Consider the following 26,839-nt stretch of genomic DNA (forward strand, 5'->3'; position numbering starts at 1 on the left):
GTGGTCAACCGCGTACTTTTTGTAGAACGGTCCGGCGAGTTACGGACACTGGCAAGGTTAAGTGCTTAAGGCACGGAGCCGAAGGGAAACCAAGTCTTAACAGGGCATAAAGTCAGTGTACGTAGACCCGAAACCGGGTGATCTATCCATGTCCAGGTTGAAGTTGCCGTAAAAGGCAATGGAGGACCGAACGCACATCCGTTGAAAAGGGTGGCGATGAGGTGTGGATAGGGGAGAAATTCCAATCGAACCCGGAGATAGCTGGTTCTCCTCGAAATAGCTTTAGGGCTAGCCTCGTTTTAGTCTTATGGAGGTAGAGCACTGAATTTCCGCGGGGGCGTCAAAGCTTACCAAAGAATATCAAACTCCGAATGCCATGTAGATGATGAACGGGAGTCAGACTGCACGAGATAAGTTGGGTAGTCAAAAGGGAAAGAGCCCAGACCACCAGCTAAGGTCCCAAAGTGTGTGTTAAGTGGAAAAGGATGTGGGATTTCGAAGACAACTAGGATGTTGGCTCAGAAGCAGCCATTCATTCAAAGAGTGCGTAACAGCTCACTAGTCGAGAGGTCCTGCGCCGAAAATGTCCGGGGCTGAAACACAACACCGAAGCTGTGGAATGTAGTAATACATTGGTAGAGGAGCATTCTTAATACCGACGAAGCTGTACCGGAAGGAGCAGTGGAGGGATAAGAAGAGAGAATGCCGGAATGAGTAGCGAGAGGAAGGTGAGAATCCTTCCGGCCGAATATCTAAGGTTTCCAGAGTAAAGCTGATCTGCTCTGGGTAAGTCGGGGCCTAAGGCGAGGTCGAAAGACGTAGTCGATGGATAACAGGTTTAGATTCCTGTACTGCGTATCATCAGAAATGTGGGGACGCATGTGGAAAGCACGAGCCGGGAATGGAAAGACCGGTACAAGCGAGGGAGGTGTACGGCTGGCAAATCCGCCGTATAAGCCAAAAGCGTGAAGTGGAGCGAAATAAAAGTAGCGAAGCGTGTGAGCCATGTGCCGAGAAAAGCCGCTATTGTGTGATATGTACCCGTACCGCAAACCGACACAGGTAGATGAGGAGAGAATCCTAAGGCCGACGGAAGAAGTATTGTTAAGGAATTCGGCAAAATGTCCCCGTAACTTCGGGAGAAGGGGAGCCCACGAGAGTGGGCCGCAGAGAATAGGCTCAAGCAACTGTTTAGCAAAAACACAGGTCTATGCGAAACCGAAAGGTGATGTATATGGGCTGACGCCTGCCCGGTGCTGGAAGGTTAAGAGGAGAGGTTAGAGCAATCGAAGCTTTGAATTTAAGCCCCAGTAAACGGCGGCCGTAACTATAACGGTCCTAAGGTAGCGAAATTCCTTGTCGGGTAAGTTCCGACCCGCACGAAAGGCGTAATGATTTGAGCACTGTCTCGACAATACATCCGGTGAAATTGAAGTACCAGTGAAGATGCTGGTTACCCGCGCCAGGACGGAAAGACCCCATGGAGCTTTACTCCAGTTTGGTACTGGGATTCGGTACTGCATGTACAGGATAGGTGGGAGACTAAGAAACTTGAACGCCAGTTTGAGTGGAGTCGCTGTTGGGATACCACCCTTGCAGTATTGGGTTTCTAACCTGTCACCGTGATCCGGTGAAGGGACAATGCCAGGCGGGGAGTTTGACTGGGGCGGTCGCCTCCGAAAGGGTATCGGAGGCGCTCAAAGGTTCCCTCAGAATGGTCGGAAACCATTTTAAGAGTGCAAAGGCAGAAGGGAGCTTGACTGCGACACCGACGGGTGGAGCAGGTAGGAAACTAGGACTTAGTGATCCGGTGGCATAAAGTGGGATTGCCATCGCTCAACGGATAAAAGCTACCCTGGGGATAACAGGCTTATCACTCCCAAGAGTTCACATCGACGGAGTGGTTTGGCACCTCGATGTCGGCTCATCGCATCCTGGGGCTGTAGCAGGTCCCAAGGGTTGGGCTGTTCGCCCATTAAAGCGGTACGCGAGCTGGGTTCAGAACGTCGTGAGACAGTTCGGTCCCTATCCGGCGCGGGCGGAGGATATTTGAGAGGAGCTGTCCTTAGTACGAGAGGACCGGGATGGACGAACCACTGGTGTATCTGCTGTCGACCAACGGCATGGCAGAGTAGCCAAGTTCGGAAGGGATAAACGCTGAAGGCATCTAAGCGTGAAGCCCCCCTCAAGATGAGATATCCCTCCTTCGGGAGTAAGACCCCTTGAAGACTACAAGGTAGATAGGGCAGAGATGGAAGCATGGCAACATGTGCAGTTGACTGTCACTAATAGGTCGAGGGCTTGACCAAAAGCAGAGCGAATAGATTCGCTCAGAAAAACGGCTGGATGTAGAAAGTGGCATGGAGTAAGCTTACTTACGGATATGACACTTAATACAGACAATGTTTTGCATAGCAAAATCATCGAGATGAAGCGAAGCGGAATCGAGATGACCGGTTTTCGAAATAAAAAGCGTTTCTCAAATCTGTATGAAGTTTTGAATATACACCAAACACAAACCAAAGTAATGACGTAGCAATACGTCATTTTTGTGTAAAAACAGAATATAGGGGATTGGTCAAATGGTATGATAGGAGTCTCCAAAACTTTTGGTGGGAGTTCGATTCTCTCATCCCCTGTTCGAAAGAGAAGCATCGAGAACACAAATGTGTTTTTGGTGCTTTTTGCGTTAAAGGAGGAAGGAAAAATGATGAAGTATATAGATATGCATTGTGATACCTTAGCGGAGGCATTAAGCAGAAAGAAGAATACGGTAAAAGAATTAGAAGGAACCATGGTAGATCTTATCCGGTTGCGGGAAGCCGGAGCGAGTGCACAGTTTTTTGCAATGTTTGTGCCTCAGGGCAATCATCCAGATTGGTTTGGATTAGAAACAATGCCTGACCTAGATAACTTACTGTTAAAAATGTATCAGATTTATCAGAATACGATGGAAAGCTGTAAAGATATAGTAGCACCGGCACGTTCCTATGAGGCATACTTGAAAAATCAACAGGAAGGAAAAATCTCAGCCTTTCTTACCATAGAAAATGGAGCACCAGTTGCTGGAAAAATGGAAAATATCAAGAAATTTCATGATATGGGCGTTGGTTTGATGACACTAACCTGGAATGACCCAAACTGCTTTGGACAGAACCATTCCAAAGATCCGGAGAAAATGAAAATGGGGCTTACTGAATTTGGAAAAGAAGCAATCACTTATATGAACGAGTTAGGAATGATTGTTGATGTGTCCCATTTATCGGACGGCGGTTTTTATGATGTGGCACAGATTACGAAAAAGCCATTTGTGGCATCACATTCGAATTGTCGGGAGTTAAGCCCAGCTACGAGAAATCTTACGGATGATATGATTCGAATTCTGGCAGAAAAAGGTGGTGTGGCAGGAATTAATTTTGAACCAACCTTTGTGAATGCGAGCGAGGATAATCATCACTGTACCGTTGCAAGATTGTGTGACCATATAGAACATCTAAGACAGGTCGGCGGAGAGGACTGTGTTGGTATTGGGACTGATTTTGACGGAATTTCAGGAACTTATGAGATAGAGGAATGCAGCAAGATGCATCTTCTTTTTGAAGAATTGGAACGAAGAAACTACAGTTATAGTTTCATTGAAAAAGTTGCGCATAAAAATGTGGAGCGCGTGATAAAGGAAAGTATGAAATAGAAATTTAAATAATTATGAAAAAGTGAAAAGAATAAGACTGAAACATGAAAGAAAATAGCATGAAACAGATGCCGGATATGGAAGGAAAAGGTGCAAGAATACAGGCGAAAAACCGCATAAAATCAGGGATTTCCTGGTAAGTTCTGGTAAGTAACCAGAATGCATTGACGCTCGAAACAATCCCCGATATAATGCCCCTAAGTGAAACATTAAGGGAGGATTAGTATGAATCAGGAACAAGAGTTTAAACCATATATTCCGGCAGACCGCATCTTGCCAGAACTTACGGTTACATCCGTGATTTTAGGAATCTTATTGGCAGTTATTTTTGGTGGAGCCAATGCATATTTAGGACTTCGTGTCGGGATGACGGTGTCTGCATCAATTCCTGCAGCGGTCATTTCGATGGGATTGATTCGCGTCATTTTGCGTCGGGATTCTATTTTAGAGAATAACATGGTGCAGACCATTGGATCGGCAGGAGAGTCGGTAGCAGCGGGTGCAATTTTTACATTGCCGGCATTGTTTATGTGGGCGGCTGAGGAAGGAACGTCATCGCCGTCGCTGTTTGAGATTACCATGATTGCACTGGTAGGGGGTGTTATCGGTGTCCTTTTCATGATACCGCTTCGCTCTGCATTGATTGTAAAAGAGCACGGAACGCTGCCTTATCCGGAAGGAAAAGCTTGTGCAGAGGTTCTGATGGCAGGAGAGGAAGGCGGTGCGAAAGCAGGGGCTGTTTTTGCAGGATTAGGTATAGCCGCTGTTTATAAATTCGTTGCAGATGGATTGAAGGTTTTTCCTAGTGAGGTAGATTTTCAGATGAAAAAATACCAGGGTTCTGGAATCGGAGTCGATGTTCTGCCGGCATTGCTTGGAGTTGGCTATATCTGCGGTGCGAAGGTATCTTCCTATCTGCTTGCAGGAGGCGTTGTGGCATGGTTCGTGTTAATGCCACTGATTGTGCTTTTTGGAAGTGATGCCATTCTTTATCCGGCAGAGGTTTCAGTGATGGAATTATTTACAGCGGCTGGAACCTGGGGCATCTGGAAAAATTACATCCGTTACATTGGCGCAGGAGCTGTGGCGGCCGGTGGTGTGATGAGTCTGATCAAGTCGCTGCCACTGATTGTCAAGACCTTTAGACAGGCGGTCGGTTCTTACGGGAAAAAGGATAAAACTACAAATGTAAATAGATTAAACAATGATTTGCCGATGAATCTGGTTTTGATTGGAATCGGGATTATGGCAATCTTAATGTGGCTTTTGCCGGCGATTCCGGTAAATCTGCTGGGGGCAATTTTGATTATTGTGTTTGGTTTCTTTTTTGCAACGGTATCCTCCCGCATGGTGGGACTGGTTGGAAGTTCCAATAATCCGGTATCTGGAATGGCGATTGCGACACTTTTGATTACGACGATGGTGTTAAAGGCAAGCGGCATGATGGGGATGAAAGGCATGGTGGCTGCTATCACGGTGGGTTCTGTCATTTGTATCATCGCCGCGATAGCCGGAGATACCTCACAGGATTTGAAAACAGGTTATATCGTAGGAGCGACGCCAAGAAAACAGCAGATTGGGGAACTAGTCGGTGTTACCACTGCGGCGGTAGCAATCGGTGGTGTGTTATATCTTTTACATGCCGCATGGGGATATGGTTCCACGGAACTTCCGGCACCACAGGCAACCCTGATGAAAATGGTGGTGGAAGGCGTTATGGGTGGAAACCTGCCGTGGACACTGGTGTTTATCGGAGTCTGCATTGCCATTGTCATTGAGATATTAAGGATTCCGGTGCTGCCTTTTGCGGTAGGACTTTATCTTCCAATTCACTTAAGTATTCCAATGATGGTTGGTGGTCTGGTGCGATTTTTCGTAGAGCGCCCAGAAAATAAAGAAAAAGTGGAACGCGGAATTCTCTATTCTTCCGGTCTGATTGCAGGAGAAGGTGTGATTGGAATTCTGCTAGCGGTTCTTGCCATGATTGAGGTAAAAGGAAAGACATTGGGAGAACATCTTGACATTTCAGAAACCCTAAATCTTGGAAATTGGGGAGGTATGGCTGCGTTTGCAATACTTATAACTACACTTGTAATTGCAATAAACGGAAGACGTAATTCCAAGAAGGAAAAAGGAAAGACACATAGTGGAAAAGGCGGGACACATGAGACGTAAGGAAAATTATTTAGATTATGTTCCAAAGCACAACTGTCTTTTCCAAAGCCAGGTGAATGAAAAAGGGCTTGTTGAAATCACCGTTGAAAACAAAGGAATCTATAACCGCCTGGCACAGCTTTTTTTTCATCGTCCCAGGGTGAGTCAGATTGAGCTGGAACGCTTTGGTTCTTTTGTCTGGAATTGTATCGATGGAAAGAGAAGTATTTTTGAGATTGGAAAACTGGTAGAAAAGAAGTTTGGAGCGGAAGCAAAGCCGCTTTATCCAAGACTCGCAAGGTACTGTAAAATACTTCACGACAATCATTTTATCGTGTATGAGAATAAAAAGCTGGTTGCGCGTAAAATACAGAAGTGATATATTGGACTACGGATAGTATTCGGAAAGAAACTATACCGTAGTCTTTTTTTGATGAAAACACCATATGCAGCAAGCTTATATCCAGTAGGAATAAGACTTTATAATCCCGCCAGAAAAAAGGAGGGATGCATATGAACATTGGATTTGTTGGCGCAGGAAAAGTAGGTTTTTCCCTGGGCAAATACTTTGCCATGCATAAAATAAGCGTGGCCGGCTATTACAGCAAGAATCCAGAGTCTGCCAAAGAGGCAGCAGATTTTACCGGTACGAGGAACTATGTGAGATTAGAAGACCTGGTACAGGATTGTGAAGTATTATTTTTAACGGTTCCAGACGATGTGATAAAGGAAGTCTGGAGTCAGATTTGCGCGCAAAAGGTGACAGGAAAAATCATCTGTCATTGTAGTGGCGTTTTATCATCAGAAGTCTTTTCGGATATAACCAAGACAGGAAATTTTGGTTATTCTATCCACCCACTCCTGGCAGTGAACGATAAGCTGCATTCTTATAAGGAGTTATCCCATGCATTATTTACCATAGAAGGGGACAAACAGAAAAAAGAAGAAATGACCGGCTTACTGAAAAAGTGTGGTAATCAGGTTCTTACGCTGCAAAAAGAGGAAAAAGTGCGTTATCACGCTGCGGCCGTTTTTGCGAGTAATCTCGTATTAGGTCTGGCAGAGACTGTGATGGAAGAACTCGCTTTATGCGGATTTTCAAAAGAGGCAGCACGTGCAGCGATTGCGCCTTTTATGCAGGCAAATGTCTCACACCTTTTAGAGATGAGTGAGGAAGAGGCATTGACGGGTCCGGTGGAGCGTGGCGACAGCCAGACAGTACGCCTTCATATGGAAAAACTAAGCGGGGAGAATCGGGAAATCTATCGTTTGCTTTCCAAGAAAGCACTAGAGATTGCAAAAAGGAAGAACAAAGACCGTGATTACACGAAAGTATCACAGGTACTTTGTGAAGAAAGGAAAAAAGATGAGTAAAAACACAGTAGCAACATTATTAAAACAAAAGGAGCAGGGAGACAAGATTACGATGTTAACCTGTTATGATTATAGTACAGCAAAGTTAATTGATGAGGCAGGAATCAACACTATTTTAATTGGAGATTCACTTGGAATGGTCGTTCTTGGATACGAAGATACGCTCTCGGTCACAGTGGAGGATATGATTCATCACTCTGCGGCAGTGGCAAGAGGTGCCAAGAATGCGTTAATCGTGTGTGATATGCCATTTATGTCTTATCAGGTATCGGTTGAGGATGCGGTAAGAAATGCAGGTCGTCTGATGAAAGAGGGACGTGCAAATATGGTGAAGTTAGAAGGTGGCGCAAGTGTTTGCCCACAGATTGAAGCAATTGTAAAAGCATCCATTCCGGTGTGTGCACATATCGGCTTAACCCCACAGTCAGTCAATGCCTTTGGTGGATTTAAGGTTCAGGGAAAAAGTGAAGAAGCAGCCAGACAGTTACTGGAGGATGCCAAGAAAGTAGAGGCTGCGGGTGCATCACTTTTGGTTATGGAATGTGTTCCGGCAAAATTAGCGGAGCTGATTACAAAAGAGTTACATATTCCAACCATCGGAATCGGCGCAGGTGCAGGCTGTGACGGTCAGGTGCTTGTTTACCAGGATATGCTGGGCATGTTTTCTGATTTTACACCAAAGTTTGTGAAAAAATTCGCAGAGACTGGAAATGTGATGAAACAGGCATTTGAAACTTATGCCAAAGAAGTAAAAGAGGGAACATTCCCGGCACCGGAGCACACATTTAAAATCAACGAAGAAGTATTAGAAAAATTATACTAGATTTTGAAAAGGAGAAAAAGTATGAAAGTAGTATCTACAATAGAGGATGTCAGAGCACAGGTAAAAGCATGGAAAAAGGAGGGATGCACGATTGGATATGTTCCAACAATGGGATACCTTCATGAAGGACACGCAAGCTTGATGGAGCGTGCAAGAAAAGAAAATGATAAAGTGGTTGTCAGTATTTTTGTCAACCCAATGCAGTTTGGACCAACCGAAGACCTTGCAAGTTATCCAAGAGATTTAGAAAAAGACAGCGTTCTTTGTGAAAAAATGGGTGTTGACCTTATTTTCCATCCAGAACCAGAGGAAATGTATCACGAGGGATTCAGTTCTTTTGTGGATATGACAGTGTTAACCGAGGAACTTTGTGGATTAAGCAGACCGGTTCATTTCAGAGGTGTATGTACCGTTGTATGTAAGTTCTTCCACATTGTAACACCAGACCGTGCTTACTTTGGACAGAAAGATGCGCAGCAGCTTGCCGTCATCCGTCACATGGTGGATGATTTAAGCATGGACATTGAGATTGTGGGATGCCCGATTGTAAGGGAAGAAGATGGTCTTGCAAAGAGTTCCAGAAACACTTACTTATCCGCAGAGGAAAGAAAGGCAGCACTTATTTTAAGTAAAAGTATCGCACTTGGCAAGAAGATGGCAGAGGATGGCGAAAAAGATACAACTACAATTGTAAATGCAATGACAAAACTAATTGAGACAGAACCACTTGCAAAAATTGACTATGTCAAAGCGGTAGATGGACTCACGATGCAGCAGATTAAGGAAGTGAAAAAGCCAATGCTCGTTGCAATTGCTGTCTACATTGGAAAAACAAGACTGATTGATAATTTTATTCTGGAGTAGGATATCGGTTTGTAGAAGAAAGAAAAAAGAGGATAGTTTGAAAAATTTTTAAAACTGGAATGGAGATTTTTATGCAGGTTACAATGTTAAAAGGAAAAATTCATAGAGCAACTGTTACACAGGCAGAGTTAGATTACGTTGGAAGCATCACAGTCGATGAGGAACTGTTAGAAAAAGCAGGTATGCTGGAGTACGAAAAAGTGCAGATTGTGGATGTCAACAATGGAAATCGTTTTGAAACCTATACAATCGCAGGAGAAAGAGGTTCCGGCATGATTTGTTTAAACGGGGCAGCAGCAAGATGCGTGTCGGTCGGCGATAAAGTGATTTTGATGACGTATGCGCAGTATGACGAGGAGGAGGCAAAGACCCACAAACCAAAAGTCGTATTTGTGGACGAAGAAAATAAAGTGTCACGTCTGACAAACTACGAGAAACACGGACGCCTTGAGGACATGGAATAGTAAATTTTTCGGAAAGAAAAAGCTATGGCAGATATTTCAAGCATCAAAAACAGGAAAAAATGTGCTATACTGTAGAAAATGATGTACGAAAGGCATAGCAATTTATATGATAAAAGATTTTGATTTGAAACAACTGGTCGCGCCACTTTTGGAATGGTATTTAAAGCCTGGGGTGGCGCGGGTGCTTCCGTGGAGAGAAGAGCCGACACCGTACCGGGTGTGGGTGTCTGAAATCATGCTGCAACAGACAAGGGTAGAAGCTGTAAAACCGTATTTTGAACGTTTTATGAAGGCACTGCCGGATGTGAAAGCATTAGCAGAATGCCCGGAAGATGAGTTGCTAAAGCTTTGGGAAGGGCTGGGATATTACAATCGTGTCCGTAATATGCAAAAGGCGGCAATCACGGTGATGGAGGAATACGGTGGACAACTTCCGGGTGAGTACGAGAAACTTTTAACATTAAAGGGAATCGGTAATTATACCGCAGGTGCGATTGCAACGATTGCATTTGGAAAAAAAGCACCGGCAGTAGATGGGAATGTCTTTCGTATCTTAACACGTGTGACGGCAGATGATTCGGATATCATGAAGCCGGCATTTCGAAAAGTTGTGGAGGCGGCTGTGCAGGAGGTCGTTCCCGACGAAGCGACAAAGGAGACGGCACATCTTCGAAAAAAAGCTAGATTTGAAAATCTTCCGGGAGCATTCAGTCAGGCGATGATGGAGCTTGGTGCGACGGTGTGCCTGCCAAACGGTACGCCGCATTGCGAGGAGTGTCCGTGGAATGCTTTTTGCGAGGCAAGAAAGCAGGATAAGATAGCGGAACTTCCGGTCAAGACAAAGGCAAAGCCAAGAAAGATTGAGGAACGCACGGTTTTGGTAATCCGGGATGGAGATAAGGTGGCAATTCGGAAACGTCCGGCAAAAGGACTTTTGGCGGGACTTTATGAACTTCCAAATGAACTGGGTGAGATGACGAGTGAGGAAGCCTTAGACTATGTGAAAAAATTATCACTCTCTCCCATCCGCATCCAGAAGTTGGCGGACGCCAAGCATATTTTTTCCCATATCGAATGGAGAATGTGTGGCTATATGATTCGCGTGGAGGAGTTAGAAGGGGAACGGGACGACTTACTTTTCGTAGAAGCGGAGGATTCGCAGGAAAAATATGCAATTCCATCTGCATTTGAAGCTTATGCCAATTATATGAATATCCGTCTGGGAAACGATCGCTTTTTGGACGAGTAAATTTTAGTGTGGGAAGGACTTAGTTGAAGTTCTGTCTTCTCATATTACATAAAATCCATATTATTTTTGTTCCAATGTCCGCAAATAAGAACTTCTAAATGTACCTTTCCTTAATAATAAACTTTTGACGCAACCGTCCTAAATGAGCCATCCGGGCTCATTAGGACTTATACTGACATCCATGTCAGTATATTGCTGTACCATAAACAGGTACATTAAGAATTTCTAATTTGCTTCCAAAGTCACAAATATGATATGGATTTTGTGTAATCTGCTAAGATAGAACTTCAACCAAGTCCTTCCCACAAAAATAAAAACAGGATAAAAAAGAGGGAGCCGGTGCATTTGCACCGGCTTTAAATATGAAAAAGATTGTGTATGAAAAGTGAGAAATCACTTATTATCGGGAGGAACCTTGTCATCTGACAAGGTGTGAAAATATATGAAAAAGATTGTTTTTCATTTATGAGTTTAGTATAAATAGGAAATATGTCCTCCATGTGTTGAAGTTATTAGCTTTTTGTAAATAAATTATGAACAAATAACATATTTTTTTCGAGAATGGAAAGAAGTCGGGAGAATTCAAAAAATCTTCATAAAAAATAAATTGGATTCTATTTGGAAACCGTGTATAATAAAAACGACTTGAAAGAAAGGAGTACGACTATGTACGACTGTATCGTTGTAGGTGCCGGAATTGCCGGTGCTGTTGCGGCTAGAAAGCTTGCGGAAGAGAAGAATAAAAAAGTACTGATCCTGGAGAGAAGAAGTCATATTGGTGGAAACTGCTATGACATGAAGGACGATTATGGAATCCTGATTCATGAGTATGGTCCACATATTTTTCACACAGGAATGCAGGATGTTCAGGAATATTTGTCACGTTTTACAGAATGGCATGCATTCGGACATGAAGTGGTTGCGAAGGTAGGCGACAAACTGATTCCGGTTCCATTCAATTTAAATACATTACATATGGTATATGAGAAGGAAAAGGCAGACCGCCTGGAACAAAAATTAAAGGAGACCTATGGAGAGGGCAGCAGGGTTCCAATCATGAAATTAAGAGAGAACGAAGACCCTGATATCCAGGAGATTGCGCAGTATGTGTATGAGAATGTCTTTTTACGCTATACGATGAAGCAGTGGGGACAGACACCGGAGGAAATCAGTCCGGAGGTGACAGGACGTGTGCCGGTCTTAGTTTCCTATGACAATCGTTACTTCCAGGACACCTATCAGGGTGTACCGCTTCATGGTTTTACACCAATGTTTGAGAAGATGTTAGATCATGAGAATATCGAGGTTCGTTTGGAGACAGACTGTAAAGAGGTATTATCTTTTAAAGGAGATCAGATTTTCTTTGAAGGAACAGAATTCGATGGTGATGTGATTTACACAGGTGCGATTGATGAATTGTTTGAGTGCAGATTTGGCAGACTGCCCTATCGTTCCTTAGATTTTCATTTTGAACATTATGACCAGGATTCTTATCAGGGACACAGTGTAGTTAATTATACCGTAAGTGAGGAATATACGAGAATTACCGAGTTTAAGTACCTGACGGGGCAGAAAGACACCGAAGGAACTACAATTGTAAAGGAATATCCATTTGCGTATTCCGGTGCAAAAGGTGAGATTCCTTACTACGCAATTTTAAATGAAGAAAACCAGAATTTATACGAAAGATACAAGGATTTGACAAAGGGAATGAAGAAATTCCATCTGTTAGGAAGACTTGCAGAGTATAAATACTATAATATAGATGCAATGACGAAAAAGGCTTTTGAACTTGCAGATGCAATTTAAGCAGCATTACAGATTGGAGTAAACGTATGAAATTATTAACTTTTGCAATTCCGTCTTATAATTCACAGGATTACATGGAACATTGTATTGAATCTTTGCTCCCGGGTGGTGAAGATGTTGAGATTATCATCGTAGATGATGGATCAAAGGACCGCACAGCAGAGATTGCAGACGAGTATGAGAGAAAATATCCGGGTATTGTGCGCGCTATCCATCAGGAGAACGGTGGGCATGGAGAGGCGGTAAATACCGGAATCAGGAACGCAACAGGGCTCTATTTTAAAGTGGTGGACAGCGATGACTGGGTAGATTTGGATGCGTATATGGCAATTCTTGAGAAATTAAGAGAACTGGCAGGCGGGCAAAAAACACTGGATATGTTTATCGCAAACTATGTTTATGAAAAAGAGGGCGTAAAACACAAAAAGGTGATGCGTTGTTCGGCACTTCCAAAAGACCGTCTGTTTACCTGGAATGAAGTGTCTCATTTCCGAAAAGGTCAGTATATCTTAATGCATTCTGTCATTTATCGTACACAATTATTAAGAGAATGTGGATTGGAACTGCCAAAACATACTTTTTACGTGGATAACATTTATGTGTATACGCCACTTCCAAGTGTGAAAAATATGTATTACATGGATGTGGATTTCTACCGTTACTTTATCGGAAGAGACGACCAGTCTGTCAATGAAAAAGTAATGATTGGCCGAATTGACCAGCAGATTAAAGTCAATAAGATAATGGTTGACGAGTTTGATTTGTGGAAGATTCCAAATCGAAAACTCCGTCATTATATGTTTAATTACCTTGAAATCATTACGGTAATTTCTACAATTATGCTGATTCGCTCCGGTACTGAAGAGAATCTGGAGAAAAAAAGAGAACTCTGGGGATATATCAAGAAGAAAGATCTCCGTTTGTTCCATCATTTAAGAGCGGGAATTATGGGAAATACAATGAACCTTCCAGGAAAAGGTGGAAGAAAGATTTCCGTCGCTGCTTACAAACTTTCCCAGAAAGTAGTTGGATTCAACTAAGAATGTAGTTGACATATTTCATAAGAATGTAGTTAGCATGTTTCAATTAAAAAGAATCCTGCTTGCAGGATTCTTTGCCTGCGGCGGGTCGCATTTGCGACATTGCTCAACTCCGCCGCAGTGCGATCCTTGCGGAGCATTTTTAGTGACTGCTCATTTTATTCAAAAGTTCTGTTTTCATATCATATAATTTCTGGGAGAGGTCCACATAGATTTCCTGTGGATTGACAAAACGTTTTGTCTCATCCCAGATGGTTTCTTTTTCCTTGTTACAGATTGCCTGAATCTCCATGACACTTGGAGAAGTGTAGACGGTTTTTCCTTTTTTGATTACCGGAACAAGCATCTCACGCATGGTGTAACTTCCGCCAGGCAGGCAGGTCTTTTTCCAAGGAGCGTTAGGGTCGAATAACTTCATATCCTCGGAGGTGTCAAAAGTCTCGTCCTCCAGACAGATAAGATCTGCTTTGATTTTGCCAGTTTCCTTGTCGTAAATACGATAGAAGGTCTTGTTTCCAGGGTTTGTCACTTTCTCAATATTCTCGGAAAGCTTGATTTTTGGAATGAAAGTTCCATCTGCTGCTTTCACAGCGGCAAGTTTGTAGACACCGCCAAAAGCAGGGTTGTCCTTGGAGGTGATTAAGTTTGTTCCAACGCCCCAGGAAGTGATGGTTGCACCCTGTAATTTCAGACTTTCAATCAGGTATTCGTCCAGGTCGTTTGAGGCAGAGATGACAGCGTCAGGAAAACCAGCTGCGTCTAGCATTTTACGGACTTTTTTGGAAAGGTAAGCAAGGTCACCGCTGTCCATACGAATTCCATAATAGGTAAGTGGAATTCCAGATTCCCGCATCTCGGTAAAGACTTTGATGGCGTTTGGAATACCGGATTTTAAGGTGTCATAGGTGTCGACAAGAAGGATACAGGCATTCGGATAAAGCTCTGCGTATTTCTTGAACGCTGTGTATTCATCCGGAAAACTCATAATCCAGCTGTGGGCATGTGTGCCAAGAACCGGAACATGGAAAATCTGACCGGCAAGCACGTTGGAAGTTCCCTTACAACCGCCGATGATAGCTGCTCTTGCGCCATACGTTCCAGAGTCAGGTCCTTGCGCACGGCGAAGACCAAATTCCATGACCCCATCTCCCTGGGCGGCGTAACAGACACGGGCTGCCTTGGTGGCAATCAGGGACTGATGGTTTACAATATTTAAGATTGCAGTTTCCACAAGCTGTGCTTCCATGATAGGTGCGACTACTTTTACAAGAGGTTCTCTTGGAAAAATCAGGCTTCCCTCCGGCACAGCATAGATATCACCGGAGAATTTAAAGTTGCTTAAATATGTTAAAAAGTCTTCATCGAAGATTTTTAAGCTTCTTAAATAAGAAATGTCATCCTCATCAAAATGGAGGTTCTCAATGTAATCAATGACCTGCTCAAGACCGGCACAGATTGCATAACCGCCATCACATGGATTATTGCGGTAAAAAGCATCAAATACAACTACATCTGTATTTTGATTCTTGAAATAACCCTGCATCATGGTCATTTCGTAAAGATCAGTCAGTAATGTTAAATTTAATGTACTCATATGTTTGTAGGAACAATATTTTTGTTCCGCTCCTTTCTTCGTGAGTTCCATAATTACTGTGGTGTTACGTGATATTATAGCATTTTGGTCGGAATATGCAAGCATATCAGGGGGGAAAAGTGGTTTGTGAAAATGCATAAAAAGAGGTATGATAGAACTGTATTTGCTGTCTGCCAAAGTATTTTGCTTGTCAAAGTATTTTAGGTCTGATACAATAAAATAACTGGTATAAAAAAACATACCAGAATAGAACGAGGAGAAAAAAGGAATGGATCAACAGTTTTACAATCAGCAGCCCAATATGCAGATGAATCAGATGCAGCAGGGCGGACAAAAGAAAAAAGGGGATGGAGTCGGATTTGGGGTTGCTTCCATGGTACTTGGAATCCTTTCACTTCTTTTTTTCTGTACAGGATGCAATCTTTTATTTATCATTCTGGCGGTAATTTTTGGTATTATCCAGCTGGTAAAGAATGAGCAAAAGGGGTTTGCAATCACCGGGCTTGTTACATCCGGAATTTCACTGGTTTTATTTATGATTTTGATTATTTCTGTATTTGCAAGTACCGGAAGTCTGGATTATTACGATTATTACCGTGATTATTATGATGGAAGCGGAGACTATGATGATTACGATAATAATTATGACTATGATTATAATGATGGTGATGATGGCTATGATTATGACTATAATGATGGTATCGATTATGATAATGGTGAAGATGGCTGTTATTCAGACACACCGGAGCATAATGGCATCACAGAAATGGGATATCAGATAGAGGATGCAGCAGAATAAAAGCAGACAGGAGGGAATTACATAGTATGCAAGATACGACAATGGAAGAGTTAGTCAAGGTAGAAGACCTTTGCAAGACATTCCAGTTATCCAAAAAGCAGCAGAAGATTGAAAAGACAAACGCAAAAAAGAAGGTGGCAGTTGATTACCTAAGTTTTGGCACTTATCGGGGAGAAGTGTTTGGGCTGCTCGGACCAAACGGTGCCGGAAAGACAACAACACTTCGCATGATGTCGACATTAATCAAGCCGGATTCCGGTGATGTAATCATTGATGGAATCAGTGTGGTAAAGGATGCGGACAGTGTCAGAAGAAAAATAGGATTTCTGACAAGTGAATTGAAATTAGAAGAATTTTTTACACCAAATTATCTGTTCGATTTCTTTTCAGAATTACATGGGGTACCATCAGAGGTACGAGAGCAGCGGAAAAAGAAAATGTTCGGGCGTTTTGGAATCGACCGTTTTGCAGAGGTAAAAGTCTCACAGCTTTCCACCGGAATGAAACAGAAGGTTTCGCTTGTGATTTCTTTGGTTCACGACCCGGAGATTATTATTTTCGATGAACCGACCAATGGACTCGATGTTATCACGGCGAAGGTTGTGACCGATTTTCTGTTGGAACTGAAGGAGGAAGGAAAAACCATCATTGTTTCCACCCACATTTTCAGCCTCATTGAGAAAATTTGTGACCGCGTCGGTATCATCATCAATGGAAAAATGATTGTGTGTGATACGGTAAAGAATCTTACAGCAGAGAAATCATTAGAGGATAAATTTTTCGATATTTATCTGGAAACAGTGGGGGATGAGGCATGAGTAAAAATATTATCACAATCATAAAAAAAGAATTTGCGCGTTTCTTTGGAGATAAGCGAATGGTATTTACCACCGTGCTTATGCCGGGGTTATTAATCTATGTGTTATATTCCTTTATGGGAAATGGACTTGCAAGCCAGTTTGAAACGGATGAGGATTACGTACACCAGATTCACACCGTGAATTTACCGGATTCCCTTGAAAGCTTTTCCATGATGGACAATGTCAATCTGATTGCAGAAAAAGAAAGTGCCATAGACGAGGTAAAACAGGAGATTGCAGACAAGGATACAGATACACTCGTTGTTTTCCCGGAAGATTTTGATGAGCAGGTTGCAGCTTACGATTCTTTGACGGCAACAAGTCCTGCACCTAACGTAGAAGTCTATTATAATTCGACCTCAACAGAGTCAAGTGCAGCATATCAGCTGGTATCGTATGCATTAGACAGCTACGAATCTGCATTGGCAAACAAGTTTGATGTCAACGCAGCCACGGATGATTCGTATGACCTTGCAAGTAAAGAGGATTCGACTGCACAATTTTTTGCAATGATGCTTCCGATGTTAATGACTATGTTTCTGTTCAGCGGATGTATGGCAATTGCACCGGAATCCATTGCGGGTGAAAAAGAGCGTGGAACCATTGCAACACTTCTTGTCACACCAATCAAAAGAAGCGAGCTTGCCATTGGTAAAATTATAAGTTTAAGTGCGATAGGTCTTTTGAGTGGGCTGTCAAGCTTTGTTGGAACGATGTTGTCGCTTCCAAAGCTGATGGGGGATACCTCCGACCTGATGGATGCAGGTGTGTATGGCGTGACAGAGTATGTGCAGCTTTTAATTGTAATTCTAACTACGGTTTTAGTTATAATTGGACTGATATCCATCATCTCAGGTTTTGCGAACAGCGTAAAAGAGGCGGGAACGGCAGCAACACCACTTATGATTGTGGTAATGTTAATCGGTGTCACATCTATGCTCAGCGGCGGAGCACCAAAAGAATTTTATTGGTATCTGATTCCAATCTATAACAGTGTGCAGAGTATGAATGCAATCTTTTCATTCACAGCATCCGGTGTGAACCTTGCGGTGACAGCTGTTTCAAACCTGGTATATACCCTGCTTATGGTTGTTGTCCTTACGAAAATTTTTGACAGCGAAAAGATTATGTATCACTAATGAGTATGCATAAGGGAAAAACGTTTGAACCATAATATCATTGTAAATATTTTGGAAAGGAAGTAATACAATGGTATTAAGTGAAAAAGAACGCACTGCAATCGAGGATTTGCAGACACAGGAAAAATGTTGTGTGGAAAAATACGGAAAGTACGCCAGCCAGGCGAAAGATCCGGAGCTAAAGGCTTTGTTTGAGACATTGCAGGGCAAAGAGAGAGAACATTTCCAGTCCTTAGAAAAAGTATTGACTGGAACAGTGCCTGAATGTGACTGCAACGATACGTCTGGCCGTGACTACCAGCCAAAGGCAGCCTATGCAGCAATCGGAGAATCCGAAGAAAAAAAGCACGATGCTTTTCTGGTGACAGACTGTATCGCAACAGAAAAATTAGTGTCCGGTGAATACAATACGGATGTCTTTATCTTTGGTCAGAGCGCCCTTCGCAAGTTGTTGGCGGATATTCAGATTGAAGAACAAAATCATGCGGAAATGTTATACAAATACAAGACCGCAAATGGCATGTCATAAGAAAAACGTGTAAAAATTGTCAGTCGAAAGGCTGGCAATTTTTTACTTTTTGCCGATTTACACGAAAGATACGAAAACGTATAATCAAGACAGTATGAACAAAGGAAGAGGGAATGGAACAATGAAACACACAAAACAGATGTCAGAATCAATAAGACTTGGAATCATCCTTGCAATGTCAGGCGGTTTTATGGATGCGTATTCCTACATAGAAAGAGATCATGTATTTGCCAACGCACAGACCGGTAATATTTTATTGTTTGGCGTACATTTATCACAGGGAGAGTTTAAACTGGCACTTAGCTATTTCTTCCCGGTATTTGCCTTTATGCTTGGAATTGCACTCGCCGAATATGTGCGTTCAAAGAATATCGAAATCCTGCATTGGAGACAGTTGTCGGTTTTGATTGAGGCTGTCATTTTATTAGGAGTCAGCTTTTTCCCGCTTACGCTGAATCTTCCGGCAAATGCATTAACTTCTTTTGCCTGTGGAATCCAGGTGGAAAGCTTCCGGAAAATCAGGGGAAACGGTATTGCAACTACAATGTGCATTGGAAATATGAGAACAGCAACACAGAATATGTTCCATTTTTTTCATAAAAAAGACAGAGAGTACTTGAAAAAAGCATTGCTGTATTATGGCATCATCTGCTGTTTCGTAATCGGCGCCATCCTCGGCAACATCTTCTGTCAGCATTTTCAGGAAAAGGCAATTTTATGCTGTTCCGTGTTACTTTTTGTGGCATTTATTTTTATGTTTGTGGATTATGAAAGAGCCGCTGCCTCTGTTGACACGAAATAGGAAAAACGATACAATAAAATTTGATAAAAAAGTATGAGGTGAAGAGGGATGACAGAGAAAGTTGATTTTTTACCATTGGGAAGTATCGTAGTTGTAAGTGGAGGTATTAAAAAGTATGTAATTGTTGCGAGAGCTCTGAAAGTAAAGATAAATGGAAAAGAGCAATTTTTTGACTATGCAGCATGTGCATACCCAGAGGGAATGGTGGGGGATAGACTAATGTATTTCCAGCATTCCGATGTTAGTAAGGTGGTTTTTGAGGGATTTTCAGATGATGATGAGAAAATGATGTGTGCCAATATCCAGAAGGCAATGGAGATGTTGGAGATTGAGCGTGCGGATGTCAGACAGTTGAAGCAGAATATGGGGAACTAAGATGGCTAAAAAGTATGACAGAAACAAATATCAAAATTTAAAGAATCAGAAGGCAAGTAATGAACAGCAGCAGGAAGTATGTCAATCGGAAATCAATGAGATTGATGCGAAAATTGACAGATTGCGGGATGCATATAATACGTTAGATGATGCAAAAGAAGCCATTGATGATATCAACAAAAATCAGAAGAATATGATAAGTTCAGATATTTATCAAAGTTTATGGACTGGCAGCAGGGCACAGTATTTCTATGATTTATGTGAGAGTGGGAATCTTTACACAAGTTATGATGGATATGTTTCGAATATCGATGATGCAGAGGATGCAATCAACTGGGAAATAAACGCATTAAACGAGAGAAAGAATGAAAAATATGGTATCTTATCTGGCCTGGTCAATGCATGGGATGATTTATGTACAAGAATCCGTAATTTCTTTAATTAGTTGATTGGAATGAAAAAAGGAAGGAGATAGACAAGTGGGAACGATTTTAGATGACGTAAGTGTATGTTCGAATACCAATGCGATAAGAACAGCTTCGTGGTCTGTAAGCTTACCGGCTTCCGCAACGGAAATCAAAGGGCAGTCGGATGCAATGAAAAAGCTTCAGGAAGATTATGAAACGCTAAAGAGTGCGGTAAGCCAATATAGTACTACTTTGCAGATGGACTTAATGGCAATTGATTTATTAGTTGATTCACAAGTGCAAAAAGATAGGAATCAAAGTGAGCTTTTTAAGCAGGGCACCGGAATATTTGACACATGTTTGACACCATAAGAATGACAGGAGAGGAAAATGGAAGGGTTTCAAATTAATTATACAGATATCTATGATTTGTTCTGGGAGTACAAGACAAATTTAGAGAATCTGATGAATAAAATTGATACTTGTGAGAACTGCATCAATTTTTTTATAAAAAATGCAGTGTTTACCGGAGAAACAGGAGATGCAGTAAAAAGTTATCTGACAGATGTACATATTACAATGCTTTCAAGTATAAGAGTCACAGCGCAGAACCTGCTTGACAACATGACATTATACAAAGCCGGGTATTATGATATTGATAATTCTACAAATTTTAAACTTAGCGAGGAGGCAATCCGTGCATTTCGGACAAAACTAAGCACTAATTATTCGGATACGGAGTCTTATACCGGGAAAATACAGGGAGCAGTTTCTGGCATTTCGGATATATCGGGTGTTGGTACACCAAGTACGAATGGTGTCTTAGAACTACATGAGCAGTTGGATCAGGAATTATTAAATCTTATCACAGAAGTTCAGAACCATGAGAGCAGTACCGTGACAGCACTGGAGAATTCCGTGGAATTGTTACTATCGAGTCTGAATACCTGTATTGCAAAAATCGGATTGAACACAGCTGCAATTGCAAGTTATGAAAGCAACAGTTTTTATACAGATAAGGACGTGTATGCACTTGCCAATATCAGTGAACTGTTTTATCAGCAGCATGAAGACAATAAAGATGTATATGATGCAATCTGTGAAGCGGAACAGAACCTAAAGGATGCAGCAGAAGAACGTGAGACGCAGGGAGTGTGGAAGACCGTTGGCGGAGTCGTATTGGTTGGTGTTGGGGTGGCATGTATTATTGCAACTGCAGGTGCAGCGTCGCCCATTGTTGCAGCGGTTGGAGTGGCTGTGGGAACCGGAACGACTATTTTTGGAGCAGCAGATTCTGCGGAAGGTGCCCAGGATATTTATTATGGAAGCATCGGAGATATTGACAGTACCGCAGTAAATGACTTAAAAGATGTGGTATTCCAGGGAAATGAGGAAGCATATTATCTGACAGAAAGTGTCTTTGCATTTGCAGCATCCGCAATGATTCCAATCGGTCAGGCGGCCTCAGCAGGAAACCTGACATTCCGGAGTGGAGCAACAATCGTTGCAAAAGAAGGAATCGCGACAGCAGCAGGTGCAGGAGCCCAGAAGTATACGACAGATTTAACCGGAAACCAGACCGCAGGAATGATAGCAGGTATGGCAGCAAGTATGGCAACTGCGAAAGGATTGAATGGAATTGAAGCAGGGGCGAAGAAACTGGCGAAACCGAAGCTTGGAGATGTGGGAGCTGACGGTGGCGCAGTGTTAAATGATGCGGATGTGGGTTCGGCTGTAAAGAGTGGTACAGAAACAATAAAATTTAACGAAGTTAAGACATTTACAGCAGAAGAAACTAATCAATGGTTTATTGATAATGTCAAGCCTGATTATAAGCCACCATATAAACCAGGAACTTTAGTGAAGGAAATTGAACTTACTGAAAATACTACTTTTGTTAGAGTATATGATAATATGCCAGATGGATCGGGTATGTATGGAAGTTGGGTAATGAAAGCAGATGATATTAAAGGACTAACACCCTTAGAGATACAAAATAAGTTTGCTTTACCTAATACCCCTAAATATGTATGCGATGTGGAATTGGAGGCTGGAACTCACATAAGAGTAGGCGAGGTCAATCCTTTAGATGGATGGGGGAATGGTGGTGGAACACAATATGATTTAATTGGGCAAAGAATTGGTGATTTTAAGAATGAGAGGCTTTTGGAGGGTAATTAAATGTATCAATACGAGAAGAAACATATTGAAATCAACGGGAATAGTTATGATTTTGAATTTGATATTCGAGCTGTAGTCCAGTATAAAGAAAAGTTTATAGTATTACTTGGGATTCCATTTAATAGAACTGAGATTAATAACATTTATTGTTTGGATGCTCAAGCAAATTTAATTTGGCAATCAGAGGATTTATCTACTCGCTATCCAGAGTTAAAAAATCTTCTTCCTTACGAGCAGATAGGCATAAAAGATGATACTATTTTTGCGTCGGATTTCTATGGACGTAATTATAAAATTAATGTAGATAGTGGGAAGATAGAGGGATTTAATATTGTTAAGTAGTATCTTTAAAGAAAATTAATTATAATTTATTATAGTTATACTTTCGGACTCTCAACAACCTACAACTCTTGCACGTCTATTAATTAACCATCATGGCTGTTGCGAAGCAATTAAGAATCCATGATGTTAATTAATAGACGCTAGCGAAATTTTGCCGAGTTGGGTATACGGACGAACATTGAAAAATGACATGCTGATGTAACGCACTCTTAGTAATAAAATGTTGTGAAAGGGTGCGTTTTTCTGTGAAGGTATTTTTATAAACGGTAAGAGTATTTTATAAAAGTCAGTATTACAAGCGGTATTTCAGACACAAAAATTGGTCTAAAAAGCGGTAATTCTATTGAAGATTTTTTTATTATTGCGGTAGTTGTAAGAGATGCATTTCTGTGTAATGAAATCGTTGTGCTCAGACCAAAGTGTCGGACAAAGTTTTCAGACTATGCTGAAAAGCCATACAGTATCGGCATTTCCGCTAATGGAGAAATATAGTTGTTCCACAGAACTGACATCTGAAATCACAGCTGAATATTTTTTCTATGATAATTTCCAAATTCTTCTCAAGACTGCTGATATCGGTCTGCTTCTTTCGAGTATTGTGCCAAAAGTCTGTTTCTTGGTTATCTCACAAAGAAAAAGTGCTCAGCAGTTTTAAGAAAACATCAAGTCAGAAATCCTGATTCAGATGCAGTTTTTCTATTTAAGATGCTCCATCCGTAAAGGAGCAACGGAAATCAAAGGGCAGTCGGATGCAATGAAAAAGCTTCAGGAAGATTATGAAACGCTAAAGAGTGCGGTAAGCCAATATAGTACTACTTTGCAGATGGACTTAATGGCAATTGATTTATTAGTTGATTCACAAGTGCAAAAAGATAGGAATCAAAGTGAGCTTTTTAAGCAGGGCACCGGAATATTTGACACATGTTTGACACCATAAGAATGACAGGAGAGGAAAATGGAAGGGTTTCAAATTAATTATACAGATATCTATGATTTGTTCTGGGAATACAAGACAAATTTAGAGAATCTGATGAATAAAATTGATACTTGTGAGAACTGCATTAATTTTTTTATAAAAAATGCAGTGTTTACCGGAGAAACAGGAGATGCAGTAAGAAGTTATCTGACCGATGTACATATCACAATGCTTTCAAGTATAAGAGTCACAGCGCAGAACCTGCTTGACAACATGACATTATACAAAGCCGGGTATTATGATATCGACAATTCTACAAATTTTAAACTTAGCGAGGAGGCAATCCGTGCATTTCGGACAAAACTAAGCACTAATTATTCGGATACGGAGTCTTATACCGGGAAAATACAGGGAGCAGTTTCTGGCATTTCGGATATATCGGGTGTTGGTACACCAAGTACGAATGGTGTCTTAGAACTACATGAGCAGTTGGATCAGGAATTATTAAATCTTATCACAGAAGTTCAGAACCATGAGAGCAGTACCGTGACAGCACTGGAGAATTCCGTGGAATTGTTACTATCGAGTCTGAATACCTGTATTGCAAAAATCGGATTGAACACAGCTGCAATTGCAAGTTATGAAAGCAACAGTTTTTATACAGATAAGGACGTGTATGCACTTGCCAATATCAGTGAACTGTTTTATCAGCAGCATGAAGACAATAAAGATGTATATGATGCAATCTGTGAAGCGGAACAGAACCTAAAGGATGCAGCAGAAGAACGTGAGACGCAGGGAGTGTGGAAGACCGTTGGCGGAGTCGTATTGGTTGGTGTTGGGGTGGCATGTATTATTGCAACTGCAGGTGCAGCGTCGCCCATTGTTGCAGCGGTTGGAGTGGCTGTGGGAACCGGAACGACTATTTTTGGAGCAGCAGATTCTGCGGAAGGTGCCCAGGATATTTATTATGGAAGCATCGGAGATATTGACAGTACCGCAGTAAATGATTTAAAAGATGTGGTATTCCAGGGAAATGAGGAAGCATATTATCTGACAGAAAGTGTCTTTGCATTTGCAGCATCCGCAATGATTCCAATCGGTCAGGCGGCTTCGGCAGGAAATCTGACATTCAGGAGTGGAGCAACAATCGTTGCAAAAGAAGGAATTGCGACAGCAGCAGGTGCAGGAGCCCAGAAGTATACGACAGACCTAACCGGAAACCAGACCGCAGGAATGATAGCAGGTATGGCAGCAAGTATGGCAACTGCGCAAGGACTGAATGGAATTGAAGCAGGAGCGAAGAGACTGGCGAAACCGAAGCTTGGGGATGTGGGAGCTGACGGTGGCGCAGTGTTAAATGATGCGGATGTGGGTTCGGCTGTAAAGAGTGGTAGTAAAGCTAATACAAAACCATATACTAACAGTAGACCTTCATTTAGAAAAGGTGTTGTGGAGGAAGTATGGGAGAATGCTAAAGGCCCTGATGGATTGGTTAGAGATCCAAATACTGGTGAGGTTATTAATTGGACATCAGGAGAATCTAGAAAAGGGGTATGGGATATGGGACACATTCCAGAAGCAAAATATTCAGAAATGCATGAAGCATATATGAATGGGGAATTGACAACAAAAGAATTTGTGGATTGGTATAATGATCCTGCCAACTATAGACCAGAATTGCCAAGTAATAATCGTAGTCATAAGTATGAATAAAGGAGAAAGCAATGGATATAAGTTTAGTAGCAAAAATGAAAAAGTATGATGAGTTTATTTCCTGCTATAATGAAGGTGATGAGAAGAAAGTATATAAAGGTAAATCATTATTATTTTATTCATTATCCAATAATGATACAGAAAGCCGTTATTTAATAACAGAATTTTTACTTAATAAAGGTGCTGAAGCTAATGTGACAAATGAGTATGGTGAAAATCTATTGCATATTCTACTGTCAAGAACAAATCACAATATAAAACAGACAGCAGAGTTGTGCAAAAAATTAATTGATAAGGGAGTAAACATTAATCAATTAGATGAAAAGGAAAGAGTGCCCCTACAGTATTTGATTAACCTAAAATATACAGATGAGGAACTTGAACCATTATATCAAATCTGGTTTGCACAGAACAGTATTTTGATTAATCACAAGAATGCATGGGGAAAAACACCATTGGAAATTGCTGAGCAAATGCCGTATAGGGCAAGTTTGTTGGAAAGGATGAAAAAGTATGAATAAAGTAGTCACTTTTATACCCGATGCTGGTGGAAGTATCATTTCAAAAAATATATTGAGCCATAAGGGAAAGTTGAGATGGTGTGTTAGAGAAGAATCTGTAAATGATGTCGATAATGGTTGGAGATTTTTTTCTGATATTGACACAGAGGAGTATTTGAGTAAAGCAGATAATATGTGTATATGTGATTTTAATACTGTTGCCAATATTGAACCAGCAATCATTGCAATATATAATTGCAAAGTTGGAACGGATATAGAATTAGTAGAAGAGAATGGAAAGAAATTCTTTTTAGATAGTAATACTGGGAAAATATTCAAATTATAGTATTTAATTATGGTTATACTTTCGGACATCTAACAACCTATAATTCCTGCGCGTCTATTAATTAACTATCATGATTGCCCAGAAGCAATTAAGAATCCATGATGTTAATTAATAGACACTTGTTAATTTTACTGAGTTGGGTATACGAAAGGACACTGCGAATTCAATATACTGATGTAACGCACCCTTAGCAAAGAATGTTGCGAAAGGGTCCGTTTTTCTTCATTATACTGGTAATTTTAAGAGATGCTTTTCTGTATATTAAAAACGTTGTACTCAGACCAGAGTGTCGGACAAAGTTTTTAGACTATGCTGGAAAGCCATATAATATCGGCATTTCCTCTAATGGAGAGATATACATTGGAGAATTTAAAGAAATAGGAAGTTTAGTAGATTGGAGTATGGGAAAGTGAAAAATATATGTTTTATTAGATATTAAACCGAAAGAAAAATTAACCTATGATGATTGCAAAATGAAATTGATGAATAAGTATGAAATCCATGTTCCACATTTTTATGTATGGAATATTTAGAAGTTGAACATACAATGTTATTTGCAGGACCATGTATTAGACACCTGGCGGATATACAAAACGAGGCGGTGTTAAGGTAAATATGAGAGACGTATCTATTGAAGATAATATTTTAAATATAGCCAATTCATACAAATAAACAAGAATGATTGAAGCGGAATAAAAAATGACATGACAGAAGAGCGCATTGTACCGGCTCCAAAAAGCTAGACATAAAAATCTAACGATTGGAGGCCGGTATTTTTATGAATCAATATAGCAATAAAAAAGTGGTAGATGACTGTATTAACGGAGAAGGAGCTTCCTGTATACTTTAAAGAGTAAAAGGAATT

At 41.2% G+C, this 26,839-nt stretch carries 25 protein-coding genes, 1 tRNA gene and 1 rRNA gene (1 of these 27 running past the window's edge); 26 read left to right on the forward strand and 1 reads right to left on the reverse strand.

Translation table 11 applies throughout. The features are described from left to right. The 12 genes from BIV16_RS01010 to BIV16_RS01065 form a co-directional block, all read left to right on the forward strand. Positions 1–2,309: ribosomal RNA gene (locus BIV16_RS01010) — 23S ribosomal RNA — on the forward strand (it extends 579 nt beyond the left edge of the window). 259 nt (positions 2,310–2,568) lie between these two features. After that, positions 2,569–2,639, forward strand: a tRNA-Trp gene (locus BIV16_RS01015). Between the two features lie 68 nt (positions 2,640–2,707). Further along, positions 2,708–3,691 carry a dipeptidase gene (locus tag BIV16_RS01020; protein WP_242940344.1) on the forward strand — a complete coding sequence of 328 codons (984 nt, stop codon included), beginning with the start codon at positions 2,708–2,710 and terminating at the stop codon, positions 3,689–3,691. A 225-nt stretch (positions 3,692–3,916) separates the two neighbouring features. Then, positions 3,917–5,866, forward strand: coding sequence for an OPT family oligopeptide transporter (locus BIV16_RS01025; RefSeq protein ID WP_075679810.1), 1,950 nt, complete (start codon positions 3,917–3,919; stop codon positions 5,864–5,866). Further along, complete coding sequence (locus BIV16_RS01030; protein WP_075679809.1) at positions 5,856–6,224, forward strand: PqqD family protein; 369 nt, start codon at positions 5,856–5,858, stop codon at positions 6,222–6,224. The genes BIV16_RS01025 and BIV16_RS01030 overlap by 11 nt, the downstream gene beginning before the upstream one ends. 134 nt (positions 6,225–6,358) lie before the next feature. Continuing rightward, the gene (locus BIV16_RS01035) at positions 6,359–7,219 is read left to right on the forward strand and encodes a Rossmann-like and DUF2520 domain-containing protein (protein WP_075679808.1); all 861 of its coding nucleotides are present in this window, start codon (positions 6,359–6,361) and stop codon (positions 7,217–7,219) included. Next, positions 7,212–8,042 carry a 3-methyl-2-oxobutanoate hydroxymethyltransferase gene (panB, locus tag BIV16_RS01040; protein WP_075679807.1) on the forward strand — a complete coding sequence of 277 codons (831 nt, stop codon included), beginning with the start codon at positions 7,212–7,214 and terminating at the stop codon, positions 8,040–8,042. Before BIV16_RS01035 ends, panB begins: the two co-directional genes overlap by 8 nt. A gap of 21 nt (positions 8,043–8,063) precedes the next feature. Further along, entirely contained in the window at positions 8,064–8,906 is an 843-nt protein-coding gene (gene panC, locus BIV16_RS01045; protein WP_075679806.1) for a pantoate--beta-alanine ligase, read from the forward strand. A gap of 71 nt (positions 8,907–8,977) precedes the next feature. Continuing rightward, positions 8,978–9,370: an aspartate 1-decarboxylase gene (gene panD / locus BIV16_RS01050; protein WP_075679805.1), complete on the forward strand. Its 393-nt coding sequence runs from the start codon at positions 8,978–8,980 to the stop codon at positions 9,368–9,370. A 106-nt stretch (positions 9,371–9,476) separates the two neighbouring features. Further along, positions 9,477–10,619, forward strand: a complete 1,143-nt coding sequence (mutY, locus tag BIV16_RS01055) for an A/G-specific adenine glycosylase (RefSeq protein WP_075679804.1) — start codon at positions 9,477–9,479, stop codon at positions 10,617–10,619. Positions 10,620–11,285: 666 nt separating this feature from the next. Continuing rightward, the gene (gene glf / locus BIV16_RS01060; protein ID WP_075679803.1) at positions 11,286–12,428 is read left to right on the forward strand and encodes a UDP-galactopyranose mutase; all 1,143 of its coding nucleotides are present in this window, start codon (positions 11,286–11,288) and stop codon (positions 12,426–12,428) included. 26 nt (positions 12,429–12,454) lie between these two features. After that, positions 12,455–13,468, forward strand: a complete 1,014-nt coding sequence (locus BIV16_RS01065) for a glycosyltransferase family 2 protein (RefSeq protein ID WP_075679802.1) — start codon at positions 12,455–12,457, stop codon at positions 13,466–13,468. A 142-nt stretch (positions 13,469–13,610) separates the two neighbouring features. Here the strand turns inward: BIV16_RS01065 and BIV16_RS01070 are convergent, their stop codons facing one another. Continuing rightward, positions 13,611–15,062 carry a nicotinate phosphoribosyltransferase gene (locus tag BIV16_RS01070; RefSeq protein WP_075679801.1) on the reverse strand — a complete coding sequence of 484 codons (1,452 nt, stop codon included), beginning with the start codon at positions 15,060–15,062 and terminating at the stop codon, positions 13,611–13,613. 268 nt (positions 15,063–15,330) lie between these two features. Here BIV16_RS01070 and BIV16_RS01075 point away from each other — a divergent pair, with 268 nt between their 5' ends. The 14 genes from BIV16_RS01075 to BIV16_RS01140 all read left to right on the forward strand — a co-directional run bounded on the left by BIV16_RS01075 (position 15,331) and on the right by BIV16_RS01140 (position 25,974). Continuing rightward, entirely contained in the window at positions 15,331–15,861 is a 531-nt protein-coding gene (locus BIV16_RS01075; RefSeq protein WP_075679800.1) for a DUF4190 domain-containing protein, read from the forward strand. Positions 15,862–15,887: 26 nt separating this feature from the next. Then, positions 15,888–16,679: an ABC transporter ATP-binding protein gene (locus BIV16_RS01080; RefSeq protein WP_242940343.1), complete on the forward strand. Its 792-nt coding sequence runs from the start codon at positions 15,888–15,890 to the stop codon at positions 16,677–16,679. Continuing rightward, positions 16,676–17,860 (forward strand): ABC transporter permease, encoded by a 1,185-nt coding sequence (locus tag BIV16_RS01085; protein ID WP_075679799.1) that lies wholly within the window; start codon positions 16,676–16,678, stop codon positions 17,858–17,860. The genes BIV16_RS01080 and BIV16_RS01085 overlap by 4 nt, the downstream gene beginning before the upstream one ends. A 70-nt stretch (positions 17,861–17,930) precedes the next feature. Beyond that, positions 17,931–18,389, forward strand: coding sequence for a ferritin-like domain-containing protein (locus BIV16_RS01090; RefSeq protein WP_075679798.1), 459 nt, complete (start codon positions 17,931–17,933; stop codon positions 18,387–18,389). A 121-nt stretch (positions 18,390–18,510) separates the two neighbouring features. After that, positions 18,511–19,191: a YoaK family protein gene (locus tag BIV16_RS01095; protein ID WP_075679797.1), complete on the forward strand. Its 681-nt coding sequence runs from the start codon at positions 18,511–18,513 to the stop codon at positions 19,189–19,191. Between the two features lie 48 nt (positions 19,192–19,239). Then, positions 19,240–19,566: a DUF4176 domain-containing protein gene (locus BIV16_RS01100; RefSeq protein WP_075679796.1), complete on the forward strand. Its 327-nt coding sequence runs from the start codon at positions 19,240–19,242 to the stop codon at positions 19,564–19,566. 1 nt (position 19,567) lies between these two features. Then, positions 19,568–20,011 (forward strand): DUF5082 domain-containing protein, encoded by a 444-nt coding sequence (locus tag BIV16_RS01105; protein WP_075679795.1) that lies wholly within the window; start codon positions 19,568–19,570, stop codon positions 20,009–20,011. A gap of 34 nt (positions 20,012–20,045) precedes the next feature. After that, entirely contained in the window at positions 20,046–20,345 is a 300-nt protein-coding gene (locus BIV16_RS01110) for a hypothetical protein (RefSeq protein WP_075679794.1), read from the forward strand. A gap of 18 nt (positions 20,346–20,363) precedes the next feature. Beyond that, positions 20,364–22,154 (forward strand): T7SS effector LXG polymorphic toxin, encoded by a 1,791-nt coding sequence (locus BIV16_RS01115; protein WP_075679793.1) that lies wholly within the window; start codon positions 20,364–20,366, stop codon positions 22,152–22,154. Continuing rightward, positions 22,155–22,496: a hypothetical protein gene (locus tag BIV16_RS01120; RefSeq protein ID WP_075679792.1), complete on the forward strand. Its 342-nt coding sequence runs from the start codon at positions 22,155–22,157 to the stop codon at positions 22,494–22,496. Between the two features lie 685 nt (positions 22,497–23,181). Continuing rightward, a complete protein-coding gene (locus BIV16_RS01125; RefSeq protein WP_075679713.1) occupies positions 23,182–23,433 on the forward strand; it encodes a hypothetical protein in 252 nt (83 codons plus the stop codon). 18 nt (positions 23,434–23,451) lie between these two features. Next, a complete protein-coding gene (locus BIV16_RS01130) occupies positions 23,452–25,128 on the forward strand; it encodes a GH-E family nuclease (protein WP_330546355.1) in 1,677 nt (558 codons plus the stop codon). 11 nt (positions 25,129–25,139) lie between these two features. Then, the gene (locus BIV16_RS01135; RefSeq protein ID WP_075679791.1) at positions 25,140–25,649 is read left to right on the forward strand and encodes an ankyrin repeat domain-containing protein; all 510 of its coding nucleotides are present in this window, start codon (positions 25,140–25,142) and stop codon (positions 25,647–25,649) included. Further along, positions 25,642–25,974, forward strand: a complete 333-nt coding sequence (locus BIV16_RS01140; RefSeq protein WP_075679790.1) for a DUF2185 domain-containing protein — start codon at positions 25,642–25,644, stop codon at positions 25,972–25,974. Before BIV16_RS01135 ends, BIV16_RS01140 begins: the two co-directional genes overlap by 8 nt. The last annotated feature ends 865 nt before the right edge of the window (positions 25,975–26,839 follow it).

The organism is Roseburia sp. 831b (assembly GCF_001940165.2).
Taxonomy (GTDB): domain Bacteria; phylum Bacillota; class Clostridia; order Lachnospirales; family Lachnospiraceae; genus Roseburia.